The sequence below is a fragment of the Campylobacter volucris genome, assembly GCF_008245045.1.
GTDB classification, from domain to species: domain Bacteria; phylum Campylobacterota; class Campylobacteria; order Campylobacterales; family Campylobacteraceae; genus Campylobacter_D; species Campylobacter_D volucris.
In genome coordinates this window covers 641,228-659,424 of sequence record NZ_CP043428.1, presented here as the reverse complement: position 1 = coordinate 659,424, position 18,197 = coordinate 641,228, and the positions used below count along the sequence as shown (strand labels likewise).

20 protein-coding genes are annotated in these 18,197 nt (G+C 28.2%); 7 read left to right on the top strand and 13 right to left on the bottom strand.

All coding sequences use genetic code 11. The features are described from left to right. Positions 1-19: 19 nt before the first annotated feature. From CVOLT_RS03500 to CVOLT_RS03470, 7 genes are read right to left on the bottom strand one after another with little or no spacing between them, the layout of a single operon-like run. Positions 20-757, bottom strand: a complete 738-nt coding sequence (locus CVOLT_RS03500; RefSeq protein WP_039665458.1) for a pathogenesis-associated glutamine ABC transporter, ATP-binding protein — start codon at positions 755-757, stop codon at positions 20-22. Beyond that, a complete protein-coding gene (locus tag CVOLT_RS03495) occupies positions 758-1,417 on the bottom strand; it encodes an amino acid ABC transporter permease (protein ID WP_039665457.1) in 660 nt (219 codons plus the stop codon). Next, positions 1,410-2,057: an amino acid ABC transporter permease gene (locus CVOLT_RS03490; RefSeq protein ID WP_039665456.1), complete on the bottom strand. Its 648-nt coding sequence runs from the start codon at positions 2,055-2,057 to the stop codon at positions 1,410-1,412. Before CVOLT_RS03490 ends, CVOLT_RS03495 begins: the two co-directional genes overlap by 8 nt. Before the next feature lie 43 nt (positions 2,058-2,100). Beyond that, positions 2,101-2,703, bottom strand: a complete 603-nt coding sequence (locus CVOLT_RS03485; RefSeq protein WP_039665455.1) for a nitrosative stress-response regulator, Crp/Fnr family — start codon at positions 2,701-2,703, stop codon at positions 2,101-2,103. Between the two features lie 14 nt (positions 2,704-2,717). Beyond that, complete coding sequence (recG, locus tag CVOLT_RS03480; RefSeq protein WP_039665454.1) at positions 2,718-4,526, bottom strand: ATP-dependent DNA helicase RecG; 1,809 nt, start codon at positions 4,524-4,526, stop codon at positions 2,718-2,720. Then, entirely contained in the window at positions 4,516-5,736 is a 1,221-nt protein-coding gene (locus tag CVOLT_RS03475; protein WP_039665453.1) for a M16 family metallopeptidase, read from the bottom strand. Before CVOLT_RS03475 ends, recG begins: the two co-directional genes overlap by 11 nt. Next, positions 5,736-6,782 carry a dehypoxanthine futalosine cyclase gene (locus CVOLT_RS03470; RefSeq protein WP_039665452.1) on the bottom strand — a complete coding sequence of 349 codons (1,047 nt, stop codon included), beginning with the start codon at positions 6,780-6,782 and terminating at the stop codon, positions 5,736-5,738. The genes CVOLT_RS03475 and CVOLT_RS03470 overlap by 1 nt, the downstream gene beginning before the upstream one ends. A gap of 102 nt (positions 6,783-6,884) precedes the next feature. Here CVOLT_RS03470 and CVOLT_RS03465 point away from each other — a divergent pair, with 102 nt between their 5' ends. Continuing rightward, entirely contained in the window at positions 6,885-8,078 is a 1,194-nt protein-coding gene (locus tag CVOLT_RS03465) for an MFS transporter (RefSeq protein ID WP_039665451.1), read from the top strand. Here the strand turns inward: CVOLT_RS03465 and CVOLT_RS03460 are convergent. Both CVOLT_RS03460 and CVOLT_RS03455 read right to left on the bottom strand, forming a co-directional pair. Continuing rightward, positions 8,075-8,857 carry an MCP protein methyltransferase gene (locus CVOLT_RS03460; RefSeq protein ID WP_039665450.1) on the bottom strand — a complete coding sequence of 261 codons (783 nt, stop codon included), beginning with the start codon at positions 8,855-8,857 and terminating at the stop codon, positions 8,075-8,077. The two genes, CVOLT_RS03465 and CVOLT_RS03460, sit on opposite strands and share 4 nt — an antisense overlap. After that, positions 8,857-9,420 carry an MCP protein-glutamate methylesterase gene (locus CVOLT_RS03455; RefSeq protein WP_039665449.1) on the bottom strand — a complete coding sequence of 188 codons (564 nt, stop codon included), beginning with the start codon at positions 9,418-9,420 and terminating at the stop codon, positions 8,857-8,859. Before CVOLT_RS03455 ends, CVOLT_RS03460 begins: the two co-directional genes overlap by 1 nt. Before the next feature lie 133 nt (positions 9,421-9,553). Here CVOLT_RS03455 and rpiB point away from each other — a divergent pair, with 133 nt between their 5' ends. Genes rpiB through ychF form a run of 6 tightly spaced genes read left to right on the top strand, consistent with a single transcriptional unit; the run spans position 9,554 to position 14,001 of the window. Next, positions 9,554-9,991 carry a ribose 5-phosphate isomerase B gene (gene rpiB / locus CVOLT_RS03450; RefSeq protein WP_039666261.1) on the top strand — a complete coding sequence of 146 codons (438 nt, stop codon included), beginning with the start codon at positions 9,554-9,556 and terminating at the stop codon, positions 9,989-9,991. Next, the gene (locus CVOLT_RS03445; RefSeq protein WP_039665448.1) at positions 9,988-10,320 is read left to right on the top strand and encodes a hypothetical protein; all 333 of its coding nucleotides are present in this window, start codon (positions 9,988-9,990) and stop codon (positions 10,318-10,320) included. Before rpiB ends, CVOLT_RS03445 begins: the two co-directional genes overlap by 4 nt. Continuing rightward, positions 10,317-10,859: an adenine phosphoribosyltransferase gene (gene apt / locus CVOLT_RS03440; protein ID WP_039665447.1), complete on the top strand. Its 543-nt coding sequence runs from the start codon at positions 10,317-10,319 to the stop codon at positions 10,857-10,859. The genes CVOLT_RS03445 and apt overlap by 4 nt, the downstream gene beginning before the upstream one ends. Positions 10,860-10,862: 3 nt before the next feature. Beyond that, positions 10,863-11,456 carry a DedA family protein gene (locus CVOLT_RS03435; protein WP_039665446.1) on the top strand — a complete coding sequence of 198 codons (594 nt, stop codon included), beginning with the start codon at positions 10,863-10,865 and terminating at the stop codon, positions 11,454-11,456. After that, complete coding sequence (locus tag CVOLT_RS03430) at positions 11,453-12,904, top strand: leucyl aminopeptidase (protein WP_039665445.1); 1,452 nt, start codon at positions 11,453-11,455, stop codon at positions 12,902-12,904. Before CVOLT_RS03435 ends, CVOLT_RS03430 begins: the two co-directional genes overlap by 4 nt. Beyond that, positions 12,901-14,001, top strand: coding sequence for a redox-regulated ATPase YchF (gene ychF, locus CVOLT_RS03425; protein ID WP_039665444.1), 1,101 nt, complete (start codon positions 12,901-12,903; stop codon positions 13,999-14,001). The genes CVOLT_RS03430 and ychF overlap by 4 nt, the downstream gene beginning before the upstream one ends. Positions 14,002-14,017: 16 nt before the next feature. Here the strand turns inward: ychF and cmoA are convergent, their stop codons facing one another. From cmoA to ligA, 4 genes are read right to left on the bottom strand one after another with little or no spacing between them, the layout of a single operon-like run. Further along, positions 14,018-14,722, bottom strand: a complete 705-nt coding sequence (gene cmoA, locus CVOLT_RS03420; protein WP_039665443.1) for a carboxy-S-adenosyl-L-methionine synthase CmoA — start codon at positions 14,720-14,722, stop codon at positions 14,018-14,020. Next, entirely contained in the window at positions 14,712-15,563 is an 852-nt protein-coding gene (locus CVOLT_RS03415) for a bifunctional riboflavin kinase/FAD synthetase (protein ID WP_039665442.1), read from the bottom strand. Before CVOLT_RS03415 ends, cmoA begins: the two co-directional genes overlap by 11 nt. After that, entirely contained in the window at positions 15,529-16,251 is a 723-nt protein-coding gene (gene tlyA, locus CVOLT_RS03410) for a 23S rRNA (cytidine-2'-O)-methyltransferase TlyA (protein WP_039665441.1), read from the bottom strand. The genes CVOLT_RS03415 and tlyA overlap by 35 nt, the downstream gene beginning before the upstream one ends. Then, a complete protein-coding gene (gene ligA / locus CVOLT_RS03405; protein ID WP_039665440.1) occupies positions 16,241-18,196 on the bottom strand; it encodes an NAD-dependent DNA ligase LigA in 1,956 nt (651 codons plus the stop codon). Before ligA ends, tlyA begins: the two co-directional genes overlap by 11 nt. Position 18,197 lies beyond the last annotated feature (1 nt).

Here is an 18,197-nt window from a genome sequence, read left to right as displayed (position 1 = left end):
ATTTTAAAGCACTTGTATTTTAACGATGAAAATTAAATAAATTTAAAAATTTTTTTGCACGATCTGTTTTTGGATTTTGAAAAAATTCATCAGGCTTTGAAATTTCAACGATTTTTCCATCATCCATAAAGACTATCCTATCAGCAACTGCTTTTGCAAAACCCATTTCATGTGTTACGATAAGCATCGTCATACCATCTTTTGCTAAATTTAAAATCACATCTAAAACCTCACGCACTATCTCAGGATCAAGCGCGGCTGTAACTTCATCAAAAAGCATAATATCAGGATTCATACAAAGACTTCTAACAATAGCTATGCGTTGTTTTTGTCCACCGCTTAATTCTTTAGGATAAGCTTTTAATTTATGCAAAAGTCCTACTCTTTCAAGCCAATATTTTGCTTCTTTTAACACCTCTTCTTTATTTCTTTTTTGAACTTTTAAAGGTCCTAAAAGTATATTTTGTTCTACATTTAAATGATCAAAAAGTTCATAAGATTGAAAAACCATACCTATTTTTTGGCGAATTTGAGTCCATTTTTTATAATTTTTATCAATTTTCTCATTTTCTACATAAATAATTCCATCTGCCATTTCCTCTAAACCATTTATACATCTTAAAAGTGTAGATTTTCCACATCCGCTTGGTCCAAGTATGACTACAACTTCTTTTTGTTTGATCTCTAAATTTATATCTTTTAAAACATGATGATTACCATAATATTTTTGTAAATTTTGTATTTTTAATATCACAATTTAACTCCACTTTTTTTCTAAAAACTTTGAATACACTGACAAAGGATAACAAAGTATAAAATAAATCATTAAAATTAACCCATAAATTATAAAAGCTGAATATGAATTTTTAAATAAACTTAATTCTATTACTTGTTGGCCTACTTTGATAAGCTCAACTCCGCCTATTAAATAAATCACAGAAGTACTTTTAATAATTCTAGTAAATAAATTAATACTCATAGGCAAAAGCCTTCTTAAAGATAAAGGAATGATGATAAAAAAATAAATCTGTAATTTATTAAATCCTAAAGAAAATCCTGATTCATATTGATGTTTAGGTATACTAGCTAATGAAGCTCTTACTAAATCCATCATTTCAAATATACCCCAAATGCTAAATACTATAATACTTGATGTTAAAGCATCCAAATGCCATCCAAGCCATTTAGCTAATCCAAAATGCACCATAAAAAGCCAAACAAGCAAAGGCATAATACGCACAAATTCAAGCATAAAACGACAAAAACTATAAATGATTTTATTTTTAGAATTCATTAATATCCCAAAAAACACCCCGCCCACAAGTGAAATCAAAACACTAATAAAAGAAAGCTCTAAAGTAACTTTTAATCCTTCAAATATTCTTGTTAAAGTATCTTGATTTAAAATTTCAAACATAGCTTAACCTTTTTTCTATGCGATTAAGTATTAAAGACAAAGGTAAAATTAAAATCAAATAACAAACCACAAGCGCAAATAAAGCTTCGTTACTTTTATAATAAAGACCTATAAGATCTTTAGCAACATAAACTAAATCTGCCAAAGCTATGATGCTTACAACTGAAGTTTCTTTTAGTAAAAAAATAATATTTGCACTAATACTTGGCATAGCAATACCTAAAGCTTGAGGTAAAATAACATAACGAAAATTTTGCCACTTATTTAATCCCAAAGAAAGACCTGATTCGTATTGTTGTTTTTTGATGGCTTCAATTCCTGCTCTTAAACTCTCTGCCATATAAGATCCACCAAGGAAACTAAGCCCTATAATAGCACAAGCAAAAGAATCAAGATGAATTCCAAATTCAGGCAAAGCATAATATAAAAAGAAAAGCTGTATAAGTAGTGGGGTGTTTCTTGAAAATTCTATATAAATTTTGCAAATTTTATCTATTAATTTAAATTTAAAAAAAGAAATTACTACGCAAAATAAACCCACTAAAAATGCAAAAAATACACCATAAATTGCAAGTTTTAAAGTCAGCCAAGTCGCTTGTAAAAACATCGGAGCAAATTTGATTAAAAAATCAAAATCCATAAAACCATCCCATTTTTTAATGCACCATTTTAACAAATAAGACTTAAAAAGACTTAATTAAATTTTGCATTTTTTCTTTATCTAAAATCATAATTTTACCTTTATTAGTACAAATTAAAGAATTTTGCTTAAATTCTTTTAAAAATCTTGATAAGGATTCAGGAGGAATACTAAGCATCATGGCAATTTCTTTTTGTTTTAAAGTTTGTAGTTTTTCTTCATTTTCAATTAAAAATTGGACCAATCTTGATTTTAAATCAAGTGATTTTTGTCTGATAAAATTTTCTAAAATTCTAATCTTACTAAATAAAGACGATAAAAGTAAAAAACTAATTTCTCCATTTTCTACACATAATTTTTTAAAATATTCAAAATCTATAACACAAATTTCACAATCTTCTTCACATATAGCGTTTGCAGGGTAATTAATACCTTCAAAAACAGGCATTTCAGCGATAAAACTAACCGGAGTTAAAATATGTAAAGTCAGCTCAATCCCTTTAGAATTTACCCTATAAAGTCTTATTTTGCCATTTAATAAAATCAAAATATTTTTAGCTTTTTCTCCTTGAAAAAATAAAATATTGTCTTTTTTAAATTTTTTTCTTTGTCCTAAAGATGCTAAAATTTCAAAATGTTTATCCATAATCTATCTTTCAATTATCTTAAAGCTTGTTTAGCTTGTAAAAGAATATCCTCATCTAAAGCATAATCAAAATACTTAAACTGATTTCCATGCTGTATAGTCCCATCGAGTAAATCTCCGCTTAATCTATTTTTTAAATCTAGTTGAGCTATTTCAAATCCATCTAAAGTTTTAGAAAATTCAAGCAAACGCTTTGGAATTTCTTTTTGTTTTGTATATAAATAACAAAAACTCTCAAGCCCTACTCTACCTACTCTACCTCTTAATTGATGTAAGGTAGCAAGCCCTAATCTTTCAGCAGCTACTATTACAATCACGCTAAGTCTTGGTAAAGAAATTCCCACTTCAACCACGGTTGTTGAAAGTAAAATACTTCCTTTTTCTTTAAATTCTTGCAAAATTTGATCTTTATTTTTATCTTTACCATGAGTAATATAAACATTTTTATATTTACTAAGCCAATAATCTTTTGCTTCTTCTAAAGATAAATACTCCATAGTTTGACTTTCGCTTACTAAAGGATAAATGATGATTATTTGATGATTTTTGGCAAGTTCTTGATTAATTTTTTCAAGTAAAAATTTAAAATCTTTATCTTGTATGCAAAATGTTTTAATATCTTTTTTAAATGGCATTTGTTTAATAAAACTAAAATTTACCAACTCACTTTGTATCATAGATAAAGTTCTTGGGATAGGTGTAGCAGAAAATTGTATGATATGTGGGATTAAATCAGATTTTTGATTTAATGTAGCAATTTTTTGTCTTTGATTAGAACCAAAACGATGTTGCTCATCTATCATTACCAAAACTGCATCAAATTCTTCTTGATAAATTAAAGCATGAGTGCCTATGATAAGATGAGCTTGTTTTTTTAGCTCATCTAAATCTTTATCTTTTTTTCCACCTTTTAATAAAATTATATTCATAAATTTAGGCAAAAGTCTTTTAGCTTCATGATAAATTTGCTCAGCTAAAATACTTGTTGGAGCCATTAGTATAGATTTTTTAGGATAAACAAGCAAACTAGACGCAAGTAAAATTAAAGTTTTACCACACCCAACATCCCCCATTACAACGCGTCTTTTAGCTATATCACTTTGCAAATCCTTTTTAATATCTTCTATAGCACAAAACTGATCTTTTGTAGGAGTAAATTCTAAATTTTCAAGCCAATTTTTTATATCAAAAAGTTTTATTTTATAAGCTTTTTGAGTGATTTTTTTCCCTCTTAAACGCTTAAGATGATTAAAAATTTCTATATATTTTAAATCTTTTAAAATGGTATGTAAATTTTCAAACATTAGTATAGATTTTTGATCATAAGTGTGTAAATTTAAAAGAAGATTGATGTATTTTTGTTCTAAATTTAATGCTTTAAGATTCTTTTCATTGACATATTTATGAATGATATTTTTTATCATTTCATCTTTTATAGAATGAATTTGATACCTTGGGAAGATTTCATTGGTATTTTTGATGATCTTAGGATTAACAAATTGCCATATACCATTAAAATTACTTACTTTTGCATAAATATTTATTTGATTAGAAATTTTAAAGGTATGAAAATGCCATTTTTTAGGATTAAACACGATGATATTTGCTTTGATATTCCATTCTAAGCACTTACATTGAACAAAAAGTTGTAAAGAATGAAATTTAGTGTTTAAAACCTTGATATTTTGAGCACAAAATCCTTCTTTTGGAAATTTACTCGCACGATAATCATCTATTTTTTTAGGTAAAATCAATGCAAGATCAATGCAATTTTTTACTCCAAGTGCTTGAAGTGTTTTTAAATCTTTTTCTTCAACCTTCATTTTCTATACTTGCAAAACTAAGTCTTGCAATCTCACTATGTTTATCAATAAACAAATTTAAATCTTTCAAATTTGCATTTTTAATTTTTTGTATATCTTCTTTTAAATTTCCTATTTTTAAACCATATAAATACTCATTTAGCATAATTTCTAATCTTTTGCTTAAATTTTCATAACGCAAAGGCATAGAACCAACTAAAAATTTCTTAGCAAGCTCAAATTCTTTTTCATTGACACCTTGATTTATAAAATTATCAAAAACTTCTTTAACTATATTTTTTGCTGTTTTTGCACTTTCATTTTTAGTCTGCAAGTATCCAAAAACTCTACTATAGTTTAAATTTACATCAAGCATAGCATATGCTGAATATGCTAAACCTCTTTTAACGCGAATTTCTTCCATCAATCTTGATCCAAATCCACCTTGACCAAGCACAAATAAAGCAATTTTTGCTAAATACATATCTTGACTATTTACACTAATGTTAAAAGGAGAACAAAAGTAAATATAAGCTTGCTCAGTGCTTTTAAATTCTACAACATCTACTATGTCTTTGTTTAAAATAAATTTTTTATTAAGATTTTCTTTATTTTGTTTAAAATAAGAGCAAAGTTTTTTTGTCTTTTTTAAAACTTCATCTTCTTTTATATCACCACCAAAAACAAAGGTTAGATTACTCAAATTAAAATTATCATTCATAAAATTTTTTAATTCTTCTATGGAAATTTTTTCTATATTTTCTTTGCTTCCATCAAGTCCTGTTTGGAAAATTTCATCTTTAAAGACATTTTTATTTAAAAGCCTTTTAGCTTGGTAATCATAATCACTATTTAAGCTTATAAGCTCTCCAATAGCTAAAGTTTTTAATCTTTGTAAAATTTTTTCTTCAAAACGAACATTATTTAATAATTCTTCTAATTTTTCCATAGCAAAATCAAAATGTTCTTTTAAGCATTTTATACTAATTTGAAAATGTTCAAAACTAGCTTTAGCATATAATTCTACAGCCTTTTGTTCTAAATTTTTAAAAAAATTATCATCACTACCTTCATTTAAAATTCTAGCTAACATACTCGCTGTGCCTGCATTATGCTTTTCTGCTATTTTTCCGCTATTTTTAAAAATCATTTTAAAAAACACTATGGGTAGTTCATTTTCATATTCATAAATAATGTCAATTTTTTTATCATTAATATCTAAATTTAACATCAAAACCTTTCTAAGATATTATAAGCTGTGTCGCGTTTTGCTGGAATTTCTCCAATATCTTTTATAAGCTCTATCATTTGTTCTTGATTCATTCTATATTTTGCACCAGCTGCGGCTACAACATTTTCTTCCATCATTGTTGAACCTAAATCATTAGCCCCAAATTGCAATGCTAATTGCCCTATTAACGAACCTTGAGTTACCCAAGAACTTTGTAAATTTTTAAAATTATCTAAATACAATCTTGCTAAGGCTAATAATCTCAAATATTTATTAGAACTTTGTTTGATAATTTCAGGATGTTTTTGGATTAAAGGTGTGTTTTGACTTTGAAATGACCATAAAATAAAAGCTCGAAAGCCATTTGTTTTATCTTGTAAATTTCTTAAATGATCAAAATGTTCTATTAACTCTTCATCCGTTTCTACTGTGCCAAACATCATAGTAGCAGTGCTTTTCATACCTATATTATGCGCACTTTCATGCACTTTAAGCCAAGTAGCACTATCGCATTTGTGAGGTGCTATGATATCTCTTACCCTATCACTTAAAACTTCAGCTCCTGCTCCAGGTATAGAAAAAAGTCCGCTAGCTTGAAGTCTTTTTAACACTTCTTCTATGGAAATTTTAGACACTTTAGCTATATAAGCTATTTCTACAGCAGAAAACCCATGTACTGTTATAGTTGGATAATTAGTTTTTATATAAGAAAGCAAATCTTCATACCATTGAATTTTTAACTTAGGATGCACTCCACCTTGAAACAAAATTTGAGTGCCGCCAATTGCTTGTAATTCTTCTATTTTTTGACCAATTTCTTCATATTTTAAAATATAAGAATCATCATCTTTTTCTTTTCTACAAAATACACAAAAATCACAATCTATACAGCAAATATTTGTATAATTTATATTTCTATCTACAACAAAAGTTGTAATTTTTTCAGGATGAATTTCTAGTTTTTTCTTATAAGCTAATTCTCCAAGCTCATATAATGGAGCTTCTTTTAATAATTTTAAGGCTTGTTTTTTATCTAATCTACTCATTTTTTACCTTTTGTATAAAAGCTTTAATTATATCATTTAAATGTAAAATAATTTTAAAAACGATATAATCAAAGCTTTTAATTATAAAACTTTGGGATGATTATGACTTATCGTTCTTTATTAAAAAATAACAAAACTTTTCGTCTTTTAGCCATCATACAATTTATCAGTTATTTTGGAGCTTGGTTTTCTCAAGTGGGAGTTTTTACTCTTTTGACAAAAGAGCTTAATGCTCCTGCAGATATTATTAGCTTTTCTGCTATTTTTGTCTTTTTACCTTCAATTATACTTGCACCAATTAATGGAATCATCGTAGATAAATTTAAACCAAAAAAATTACTTATGAGTATGATTATTATAGAAATGTTTTCTATTTTTATGTTAATTTTTGTAAATTCTTTAGCTATGCTTTGGTTTTTATATCTTTTAACCTTTGTCCGTATGGCAGTTGCTAGTATGTATTTTCAAACCGAAATGTCTGTTTTACCAAAAATTTTAACCCCACAAGAATTAAAACTAGGTAATGAATTGCATAGTATTATATGGGCTGTTTCTTATGCTTTAGGGATGGCAGCTGCTGGAATATTTATAGATTTTTTTGGTGTAAAATTAGCCTTTATAGCAGATACTTTAATGCTATTTTGTGCTATGCTTATTTTAAAAACCATCATTTTACCAAATAAAAAAAATACTACACAAAACAATGTTTTTATCCTTTTTAAAGAAGGCTTGGTATATGTTTTTAATAATAAAAAAATCATACATTTGATTTTACTCCATGGTATTGTTGGCATAACTGCTTATGATGTTTTAATCACTCTTTTGGCTGAATATCAATACGCAAATATTATATCTATACCACTAGCCATAGGCTTATCTAATGCTATAAGGGCATTATCTTTGCTTGTTGGTCCTTATATTTTAAGCCCTTATATTAATAAAAACACTTTAACTTATTTATATTTTGCACAAGGCTTAGGTATAATACTTTGGTCTTGTTTGCAATTTAACTTTTATCTTGCCTTTATTGGGCTTATAGCAGCAGGATTTTGCACTTCATCTTTATGGAGTTATACCTATACACTTTTACAAAATGAATGCGATAAAAAATATTATGGTAGAGTTATAGCTTATAATGATATGGTGTTTTTAACCTTTAGTGCTATTATAGTTTTTTCTACTGGATATTTATTTGAATTTTATCAGATACAATTAAGTCATTTTACTTTTGCTTTAGGGGTATGCTTTATCTTTGCAGCAATTTATTGGTGGTGGTTTAATAAAAAATTTAATTAATCCACCCTATTATAATAAATTCCACCAGCACTAAAATTTTTTTCAAAATATGCAGTTTCAGGAACCAAATCAGACTTTCCAGGATAAATTCTACCTTCTTTGTTTAAAATTCTATGGAAACGCTCCATAAGTTTGATTTTAAAATCTTGATCAAAATAAATCATCATATTTCTTGAAAATATAAGATCAAATTTTCCAAGTCTAAATAAAGCATCATCAAAAACATTACAAAGTTCAAAACGACATCTACAAGCAAGAGTTTCTTTCTTTAAGTGATACATACCATTTTTTACATCAAAAAAACGCTTTTTTTGATTAAGATTTAATCTAGACACAGAACGCTCTGAATAAACCATTTCATTACAACGATCTATCATTTTTTTATTAATATCTATACCAATGATATTCATGCCTTTAATGAAATTTTCACTTGCTAAAATCGCCAAAGAATAAACCTCTTCACCACTAGAACATGGAGCACAAAGAATATTTACAGGTCTATCAAGAGATTTTATATAAAAAATAACATCTTTTAATTGTTCTAATTCTCTAAAAAAATAAGTCTCACAAACTGTGATAAAATCCATTGTTTCTTGTTTTAAATTTCTATTAAAACTCACTTTTTCATTTAATTCACTTAAACTATTTATTCCTAATTCTTTTAAAAATTTAGGAAGTTTAATGAGTAAAATATCGCGTTTTGCGGTGAGATTATTTCCACTAATTTGCTCTACAACTTTAATAAAATCATTCAACTCATTTTCATTTATTTTTATCATTATTTTTCCTGTGAATTTGCAAAATATGTGATTTCTTTTTTCAACTCAACCAAACTCATCGGCTTTAAAAATGGATTCATTTCTTTAGCTTTTTTAGGCATACCATACACGACAGAATCTGCCTCGTTTTCACACAAGCATTTGACTCCTACTTTATAAAGCTCGAATAAAGACTTAGCTCCATCATCTCCCATACCTGTTAAAATCATAGCTAAGATTTTATTATACCTATGAAGTTTAAGTGCTGAATTAAATAACACATCTATACCAGGATTAAAACTACTTGGTTCATCTGTAGAATTTAAAACCAAAGTGTTGTTTCCATTTAAAACCATATTTCTTTGACAGATGTAAATTCTATTGTTTTTAACTACATCTTTATCACAAGCTACAACAACTTCACTTACAGCTTCTTTGTTAAACTGATTAACAAAAGAAGGTATAAAAGATGGATTCATATGCTGAGCTATAACCACACTACAATCTTTTAAATCGACATCATTAAGCAAAAACTTAAGCTGACTTGGGCCGCCTGTTGAAGAACCAATTAGTATTAATTTCATGTTTACCCCAGTATTTAACAAGTTAATTATATCAAAAGATATTTAAAACGATAGTTAAATTATAAGAAAGAAAGGAAAATTTTAATTAAATATGATAAAATTAATACTTCAAAAATTTAAAAAAAGTGATTTAATGATAAAAGAAAAAATTTATATCGCAAGCGATCATGCTGGTTTTGAACTTAAAGAAAAAATTATTTCATTTTTGAAAGAACAAAAAATTGATTTTGAAGATCTTGGCCCTTGTGATAATAATCGTTGTGATTATCCTGATTATGCACATTTACTAAGCTCAAAAATAGATGAAAAAACCTTTGGTGTTTTAGTATGTGGATCTGGCATAGGTATGAGTATAGCTGCTAATAGGCATAAAAATATACGCTGTGCTTTATGCAATGAGCCTTTAAGCGCAGAACTATCAAGAAAACATAACGATGCAAATATCTTAGCCTTAGGAGCTAGGCTAATAGGCGAAGATATGGCTTTTAAAATTATTAATATTTTTATCTCTACTTCTTTTGAAGGTGGTAGACATTGTGGAAGAATTAGCAAAATAGAGGATAATCTATGATATTAAGCTGGCTTATTTTAACCGTATTAATTTGTGTTAGTATTTATATGACCATTATGCTATTATATTATAAAACTTTACTAGATAAAGAAAAAATAGCAAAAGAATACATCAAAAAAAATCTTGATGATACTGAAATAGTTATACGAAAATTACAAGTTCAACTTCAAAGAAGCTTAGGAAATATAGATATATTAACAGAAGAACTTAACAAAAGCAAAGCTGATCTTACTTCACTAAGAACAAGAAATTCACAATATCGTATCGAAAATGAAAAATTAAGACAAAGAATCAAAGAACTAGAAGCAAAAATCGAGGCATTATTATGATAAATGAACAAGATAAAAAATATTTATTAGATAGTATAAGAGCTATTAAAGATTTTCCTAAAGAAGGAATTGTCTTTAGAGATATTACGACTTTATTAAACAATAAAGAAGCTTTTTCATTTTTAATGAATCATCTAGAACAAAAATACAAAGATAAAAATATTGACTATATAGCCGGTATTGAAAGTCGCGGTTTTATTTTTGGAGCTGCTTTAAGTGCTAAGTTAAATTTACCTTTTGTGCCTATTAGAAAACCTGGAAAATTACCTTCAAAATGTTTACAAGAGTCTTATTCTTTAGAATATGGGCAAGATACTATCGAAATCCACATAGATGCTTTTAATAATACCCAAAATGCCAAAGTATTGTTAATAGATGATTTAATAGCTACAGGCGGGACGGCCATAGCAGCAGTTAAGCTTATACAAAAATTAAAAGCAAATTGTTTTGAAGCTTGTTTTTTGCTTAATTTAAAAGACCTTCAAGGTAGCGAGGAATTATCAAAATTTACTTCAGTTTATAGTGTATTAGAGGTGTAAATCATGGAAGAATTTTTAAAACAACTTTTATATGATTATAAAAATTGGGCCTATATTATAGTTTTTTTATGGTGTATGCTAGAAGGAGAACTTGCTTTAATTTTAGCAGGAATTTTTGCCCATGAAGGTCATGTAAATTTAGGATTAATCATTTTTATAGCAGGTCTTGGTGGTTTTGCTGGAGATCAGATTTATTTTTACATAGGAAGATATAATAAAAAATACATTCAGAAAAAATTACGCACACAAAGGCGTAAATTTGCTATTGCGCATTTGTTATTACAGCGTTTTGGTTGGCCGATAATCTTTATACAAAGATATATGTATGGATTTAGAACTATCATACCTATGAGTATAGGGCTTACAAGATATAGTGCTAAAAAATTTGCCTTTATTAATCTCATTAGCGCTTGGGCTTGGGCTGCTATTACTATTTTACTAGCTTGGTTTTTTGGAGAAGAAATTTGGCTAGGTGTTAAATGGGCTGGAGAACATTGGTATTTTGCTATACCTATCATAGTTTCTTTCTTGTTGGCTTTATTTTTTGGTATGAAACAAATTGAAAAAAATATACTTAGAAAAAGGACTCACAAGTGATTTTTAAATTTGAAAAAGAAAATATTGATAAAATTCAAGCTGATTTTGAAATCATCTTAATACAAAACAAAAACACACAAAATTATCCTCAAAGTCAAGAACTTTTTAAAATTTCAAACTATAAAGGCGAGGGTATTTGTCTTGATATGCAAAATAAAATTCTTTATAGTGAATTAAAAAGTTTAGAGTACGAAGACATAAGGCTTGCATTTGCTAATACTTATAAAGCTTTAAAAAAACTAGAAATTAAAAGTATTAAAACAAAAAGTGTGATAGGAAAATGCATAGTTAATAGCTTTAATGCTTTAGTTCAAGGTTTTACCTTTGGAGCTTATGAATTTGATAAATACAAAAAAGATAAAAAAACTATCAATATAGAAAATATTTTCATTTCTCAAGATGAACTTAACAACAAAACATATAATTTTGAAGAAGCTCTTATAGGTATTAATTATGGGCAAATTTTTTCCAGTGCTTGTGATTTTGCAAAAGATATTGTTAATGAAATTCCACAAATTTATACCCCATCAAAGATGGCCGAAGATGCTTTAAATTTAAGCAAAAATAATTCAAATATCACTTGTAAAATTTATGAAAGTGATTTTTTAGAAAAAGAAAAAATGCAAGCATTTTTAGCAGTTAATCGCGCTTCAATACATCCTCCAAAATTGATCCATCTTTCATATAAACCTCAAAATGCTAAGATGAAAGTAGTTTTTGTCGGCAAAGGATTAACTTATGATAGTGGTGGTCTTAGTTTAAAACCAGCTGATTATATGCTTACTATGAAAGCAGATAAAAGCGGTGGAGCTGCTGCTATGGCTATCATCAAAGGAGCAAGTGAGCTAAATCTTGATATAGAAATTCACTCTATCATAGGTGCTACAGAAAATATGATAGGTGGAAATGCCTACAAACCTGATGATGTGCTCATCTCAAGAGAAGGCATTAGTATAGAAGTAAGAAATACCGATGCTGAAGGAAGATTGGTTTTAGCAGATTGTCTTTCATTTGCTCAAGATTTAAAACCTGATTTATTAATAGATCTTGCTACTTTAACAGGAGCTTGTGTAGTAGGTCTTGGAGAATATACAAGCGCTATTATGGGTAATAATGAAGAGTTGCAAAATGATTTTTATCAAGTAAGCAAAAAAAGTGGAGATTTAACAACCATCTTACATTTTAATCCTTATTTAAAAGAACTTATAAAATCCAATATTGCCGATGTAAGCAATACTTCTTCAAGTAGATATGGCGGTGCTATTACTGCGGGATTGTTTTTAAATTCTTTCATAAGAGAAGAATACAAAGATAAATGGTTACACTTAGATATAGCTGGACCTGCATATTTAGAAAAATCATGGGGTTATTATAGTTTTGGAGCAAGCTCAGCTGGAGTTAGAATGTGCCTTGCTTATCTAATTTATCTTTCAAGGAAACAAAAATGAGTTTATCAGTTGGTATAGTTGGACTTCCAAATGTTGGAAAATCAACCACTTTTAACGCCTTAACAAGAGCACAAAATGCAGAAAGTGCAAACTATCCATTTTGCACCATAGAACCTAATAAGGCAGTAGTTCCTGTGCCTGATCATCGCTTAAAAGAACTAGCAAAAATAGTCAATCCTCAAAAAATCATACGCTCAAATATAGAATTTGTAGATATTGCTGGTTTAGTTGCTGGAGCTAGTAAAGGCGAAGGTTTGGGAAATAAATTTCTTTCAAATATACGCGAAACAGAAATGATTTTGCATATAGTTCGTTGTTTTGATGATGAAAACATCACTCATGTAGCAGGAAGCATCGACCCTGTGCGTGATGTGCAAATTATAGAAACAGAATTAATCTTAGCAGATATTGAACAACTAAGTAAAAAAATAGAAAAACTCACCAAAGGCGCAAAAGCCAATGAAAAAGGCGCAAAAGAAACCTTAGCATTAGCTAATGAGCTTTTAGAACATTTAAATCAAAATAATAGCGCAAGCTCTTTTGCTAATAAAAATGAAATTTATCAAGCTTTGATAAAAGAATTAAGATTATTATCTGCAAAAGAAGTCATATATGGGGCAAATGTAGATGAAAACTCACTTTTAGAAGATAATGAATTTGTAAAAAATTTAAAAGAATTTGCTGCAAAATCAGGTCATGAAGTCATAAAACTTTGCTCAAAAATAGAAGAAGAAATGATAGCTTTAAGCGATGAGGAAAACTATGAATTTTTAAAATCTTTAGGAGTTGAAAATAGTGGTCTTGAAGTCGTTATACGCACAGCTTTTTCAAAATTAAATTTAATCAGCTATTTTACAGCAGGCCAAGTAGAAGTTAGATCATGGACTATACAAAGAGGTTGGAAAGCTCCAAAAGCAGCAAGCGTGATTCATAATGATTTTGAAAAAGGCTTTATAAAAGCTGAAGTGATTTCTTATGAAGATTTTATCACCCATAAGGGTGAAAATGGCGCTAAAGAAGCAGGAAAACTACGCCTTGAAGGAAAAGATTACATAGTACAAGATGGCGATGTAATGCATTTTAGATTTAATGTTTGATTTTACATCAAACATTTTATTTAAAAGCTACAAAAGTTTCAAAATTTACCCATTTAAAAATACTCTCTACCCTAGCAAAACCGGCATTTTTTAACATTGAAATGTTTTCTTCATGTGTATAAGGTATCAAAATATTTTCTAAAGCTTCCCTTTTTGTGGCAATTTCTAATTTACTATAACCTTGTTCTTGTTTGTAGTTTTCATAAATTTCTATCATTTTTTTTGCAATTTTTACATCTTCATAAAGAATTTTTTCACTCATTATAAACATGCCTTGTGTGTTTAAATGTTCATAAATTTGATTGATGATTTCTTGTCTTTTTGGCGGACGGATAAATTGCATAGTATAAGTTGCTATAAAAATATCATTTTTAAAAAAGCTAAATTCATCTAAATTTTTCTCATAAAAATCAATCTTTGCACCAAATGCATTGGTTTTATTTTTAGCTATATCCAGCATAGCTTTAGCACTATCTATCCCGCTTAATAAAAAATCTTTTCTTTTTTCAAACAAAGTAAGTAGTAAGCTAGCTGTAGAACAACCAAGATCGCAAATCTTAGCGTTAGTTTGTGCAAAAGTATCTATTACATCTACTATAAGTTTTAAATTTTGAGTATAAAAAGGCACAGATCTAGCCACCATATCATCAAATACACTTGCGACATTTTTATCAAATTCAAATTGTTTTTCTAAAGGTTGTTTAAAAATTTCATCTTTCATCAATTTTTCCTAAAATTTGCTTTGCTTGTAAAATATCCTTGCTAATTTGTGCTTTTAAAAGTCTTAAATCATTAAATTTTTGATTTTCTCTAATATAATCAATAAACACAAGCTCAACTTCTTTAGGCACTTTTTCATTAAAATCATCTTCTAAAATATGTGTTTCAATTGAAAAATGCTCATCAGTAGAGCGAATACCTATAAAAGTAACACTATGAAAAGTTTTATTGTTAAATTTAACTATACTTGCATACACTCCATCTTTAGGCAAAAAAAAGTTTTTTACTTTTAAATTAATCGTAGCAAATAGCTCTTTTGAGCCTATACCCTGCCCTTTGATCACACTTGCAAAGATGCTATAAAATCTTCCAAGATATTCCCTTACTTGAAATACCAAGCCATTTTTAAGCATAGTTTTAATCATACTTGTATGAACGCTTTGGTTATTTTTTTTAAATTCATCCACTATAATAGTTTTTACACCACAAAGTTTATAGATGTCTTTAGCTTCCCATTTTCTTTCTTTACCAAATTTAAAATCATAACCTACAACAATTTTTTCTAAATGATTAAATTCGCTTAATAATAAATTTAAAAAATCTTTTGCGTTTAAATGCTTAATCTTTGTAAAACTCATAAAAACTAAAGGTATAGGGATGATTTTATTTCTAAAATTATTCGGGGTTAAAAAATCATTTTCATCTTTTAAAATAATCAGCAGCACTGAATTTTTACACAAATGCTTACAAAGCTCTAAATGCCCCAAATGCATACCATCAAAACGCCCTATAGCTAAACTTTTGATATTAGACTTTTTTATAGGCGTAGAAAAACTCCACATTACCTTCTTTTCCTTTTAGATAAGATTTTTGAGTATTTTTTAAAATCCAACCAAGCTTAGCACACTCTTTTTCAAATTTATCCCTTGCATTTTTAATGGCTTTTTCATCCTTAACTACGCCATTTTTATCGCGTTTAGCGCTTTTGCCTACTTCAAATTGCGGTTTAAAAAGCAAGATGATAAAATCTTTAGCTAATTTATCAATATCATCTAGCAAATAAAGTAAAGATATAAAACTCACATCACAAGTAATGACATCAAATTTTACATCACTTTTAAAAGCTCTTAAATCTGTATTTTCATATAAAATAATATTTTCAAATTCTTTCAAACTTTGATGGAGCTGATTAGACCCCACATCCAAAGCGTAAATAGTTTTTGCCTTTTGTTGATGTAAAATTTGTACAAAACCACCCGTGGAAGACCCTATATCAAGACAAATTTTATTTTCAATTTCTATGGGAAAATTTTGTAAAAAATATTTTAATTTATATGCGGCCCTACTGACAAATAATTCTTCTAAAAGTGTTAAATTTAACCTTTCATCTTCTAAAGGATTTTCACTTTCTATATTAAAAGAAGTTTTTTTTGTAACACCATTTAATAAAATTTGATTTTTTTCTATTAGCTCACAGGATTTGTTGCGACTAATATTTAATTTTTTGCTCACAAAAACATCAAACCTCATCAAAGCCTTTCAAAAGAGCATTCAACTCATCTTCATTAATACATTTAACACCTAAACTTTGAGCTTTTTGAAGCTTTGATCCAGCTTCTTCTCCATATAATACAAAATCAGTTTTTTTAGACACACTCGAACTTACTTTAGCTCCAAATTTTTCTAATAATTGCTTAAAATCTTCCCTTGGCTTGCTTAAAGTTCCTGTGATAACAAAGGTTTTGCTTGAAATACTTTCATTATGTAAAAGATCGATTTTTTCATCACTTAAATTTAAAATTTCATAAAAATGCTCGATGCGTTTGTGATTCACTTTTGTAAATTCTTGCAAACTTTTAGCCATTTGTTCGCCAAAACCTTCTAAATTTTCATAAGTTTCATAATTTTGCTCATACCATTTAAATCCAAAAGATTGTGCTAATTTTTTAGCCGCTACTTCACCAATATGCTCTATACCTAAGGCAGTAATAAAGCTTGATAGGGGACAATTTTTAGCATTTTCTATGGCATTTAAAAGATTAGTGATTTTTTTATCTTTAAAGCCTTCTAAATTTTCAAAATCACTATATTTTAAGAAAAATATACTTTCTATATTTGTGATTTTTCCTTCTTTAAATAGTAATTCTACGATATTTTCCCCAAGGCCATCGATATTTAAACATTTTTTAGAAACAAAATAAATGATAGAATTTACCAACCTTGCCTTGCAGTCTAAATTTTGACATTTTAAAAAAGCACCCTCATCTAAAAGCTCACTTGAACATTGTGGGCAAAGAGTTGGTTTGGCAATATCACTTTCTAAGCCATCCCTTCTTTGAGTAAATACTTTTGTGATTTTTGGTATCACATCACCACTTCTTATAATATTAACACTATCTCCAATTTTTAAATCAAGTCTTGCTATCTCATCAAAATTATGCAAAGTGGCTGATTTAACTATAACCCCATCTAAATTTACAGGCTCAAGAACCGCCACTGGAGTAATCACTCCACTTCTTCCAACTTGTAAATTTACTCCTAATAAGGTAGTGGTTTTTTCCAAAGCAGGAAATTTAAAAGCAGCCATAAATTTTGGAAATTTAACCGTATAGCCAAGCATATTGCAATGATTTAAATCATCCACTCTTACAACCATACCATCCATCATCATAGGTTTTTGATCTCTTAAATTTAGTAATTGTTTGTATTTGTCTATTACTTCGTCTAAATTTTTACAGCAAAATACAAAATCATCTTTTAAAAAACCAAGGCTTCTTATAAATTGCATTATTTGAGAATGCTTTGAAAAATTAAGAGTATTAAAACCTACACCCCAGGGATAAAATTTCAAATTTCTTTCTTTGGTAATGCTAGTATCAAGTTGTCTTAAAGAACCACTTGCTGCGTTACGCGGATTAGCAAATAAACTTAAATTTTCACTAGCTCTTTTTTGATTAATCTTTTCAAAATCTTCTTTTAAAATCACCACTTCACCGCGAATTTCTATTTTATCTTTATAGGGTATAGTTTGTGGGATATTAGAAATTTCTTTTACATTTAAAGTAATGTCTTCTCCCACTAAGCCATCTCCTCTGGTAGCACCGCTAATTAATCTACCATTTTCATAAGTAAGATTTAAACTAGCTCCATCAAATTTAGGTTCTATAAAAAAATCAAACTCACATTTAGCTCTTTTTGCCCAAGCTCTAAGTTCAGTCTCATCAAAAACATCTTCCATAGACCACATTCTACTCTCATGAGTGATTTTACGAAATTCACTTTGTATAATGGGGGCTACTTTTTGAGTAGGTGAGTTTGGACTGATTTTTTCTTGATGATTTGCTTCAAATTCTTTTAGTTCTTTAATAAGCTTATCGTATTCTTCATCGCTAGCTAATGGTTCATCATCTTCATAATATGCCCTCATCCACTCTTTTGCTAAATCTACTTTTTTTAAATACTCATCATAAGTCATT

Coding starts and splice junctions, on each gene's coding strand:
- tlyA (WP_039665441.1), bottom strand. CDS start 16,251: ATGAGGTTTGATGTTTTTGTGAGCAAAAAATTAAATATTAGTCGCAAC.
- ychF (WP_039665444.1), top strand. CDS start 12,901: ATGAGTTTATCAGTTGGTATAGTTGGACTTCCAAATGTTGGAAAATCA.
- CVOLT_RS03495 (WP_039665457.1), bottom strand. CDS start 1,417: ATGTTTGAAATTTTAAATCAAGATACTTTAACAAGAATATTTGAAGGA.
- CVOLT_RS03470 (WP_039665452.1), bottom strand. CDS start 6,782: ATGAGTAGATTAGATAAAAAACAAGCCTTAAAATTATTAAAAGAAGCT.
- CVOLT_RS03475 (WP_039665453.1), bottom strand. CDS start 5,736: ATGTTAAATTTAGATATTAATGATAAAAAAATTGACATTATTTATGAA.
- CVOLT_RS03485 (WP_039665455.1), bottom strand. CDS start 2,703: ATGGATAAACATTTTGAAATTTTAGCATCTTTAGGACAAAGAAAAAAA.
- rpiB (WP_039666261.1), top strand. CDS start 9,554: ATGATAAAAGAAAAAATTTATATCGCAAGCGATCATGCTGGTTTTGAA.
- CVOLT_RS03490 (WP_039665456.1), bottom strand. CDS start 2,057: ATGGATTTTGATTTTTTAATCAAATTTGCTCCGATGTTTTTACAAGCG.
- CVOLT_RS03415 (WP_039665442.1), bottom strand. CDS start 15,563: ATGTGGAGTTTTTCTACGCCTATAAAAAAGTCTAATATCAAAAGTTTA.
- CVOLT_RS03465 (WP_039665451.1), top strand. CDS start 6,885: ATGACTTATCGTTCTTTATTAAAAAATAACAAAACTTTTCGTCTTTTA.
- cmoA (WP_039665443.1), bottom strand. CDS start 14,722: ATGAAAGATGAAATTTTTAAACAACCTTTAGAAAAACAATTTGAATTT.
- apt (WP_039665447.1), top strand. CDS start 10,317: ATGATAAATGAACAAGATAAAAAATATTTATTAGATAGTATAAGAGCT.
- CVOLT_RS03435 (WP_039665446.1), top strand. CDS start 10,863: ATGGAAGAATTTTTAAAACAACTTTTATATGATTATAAAAATTGGGCC.
- CVOLT_RS03460 (WP_039665450.1), bottom strand. CDS start 8,857: ATGATAAAAATAAATGAAAATGAGTTGAATGATTTTATTAAAGTTGTA.
- CVOLT_RS03455 (WP_039665449.1), bottom strand. CDS start 9,420: ATGAAATTAATACTAATTGGTTCTTCAACAGGCGGCCCAAGTCAGCTT.
- ligA (WP_039665440.1), bottom strand. CDS start 18,196: ATGACTTATGATGAGTATTTAAAAAAAGTAGATTTAGCAAAAGAGTGG.
- recG (WP_039665454.1), bottom strand. CDS start 4,526: ATGAAGGTTGAAGAAAAAGATTTAAAAACACTTCAAGCACTTGGAGTA.
- CVOLT_RS03445 (WP_039665448.1), top strand. CDS start 9,988: ATGATATTAAGCTGGCTTATTTTAACCGTATTAATTTGTGTTAGTATT.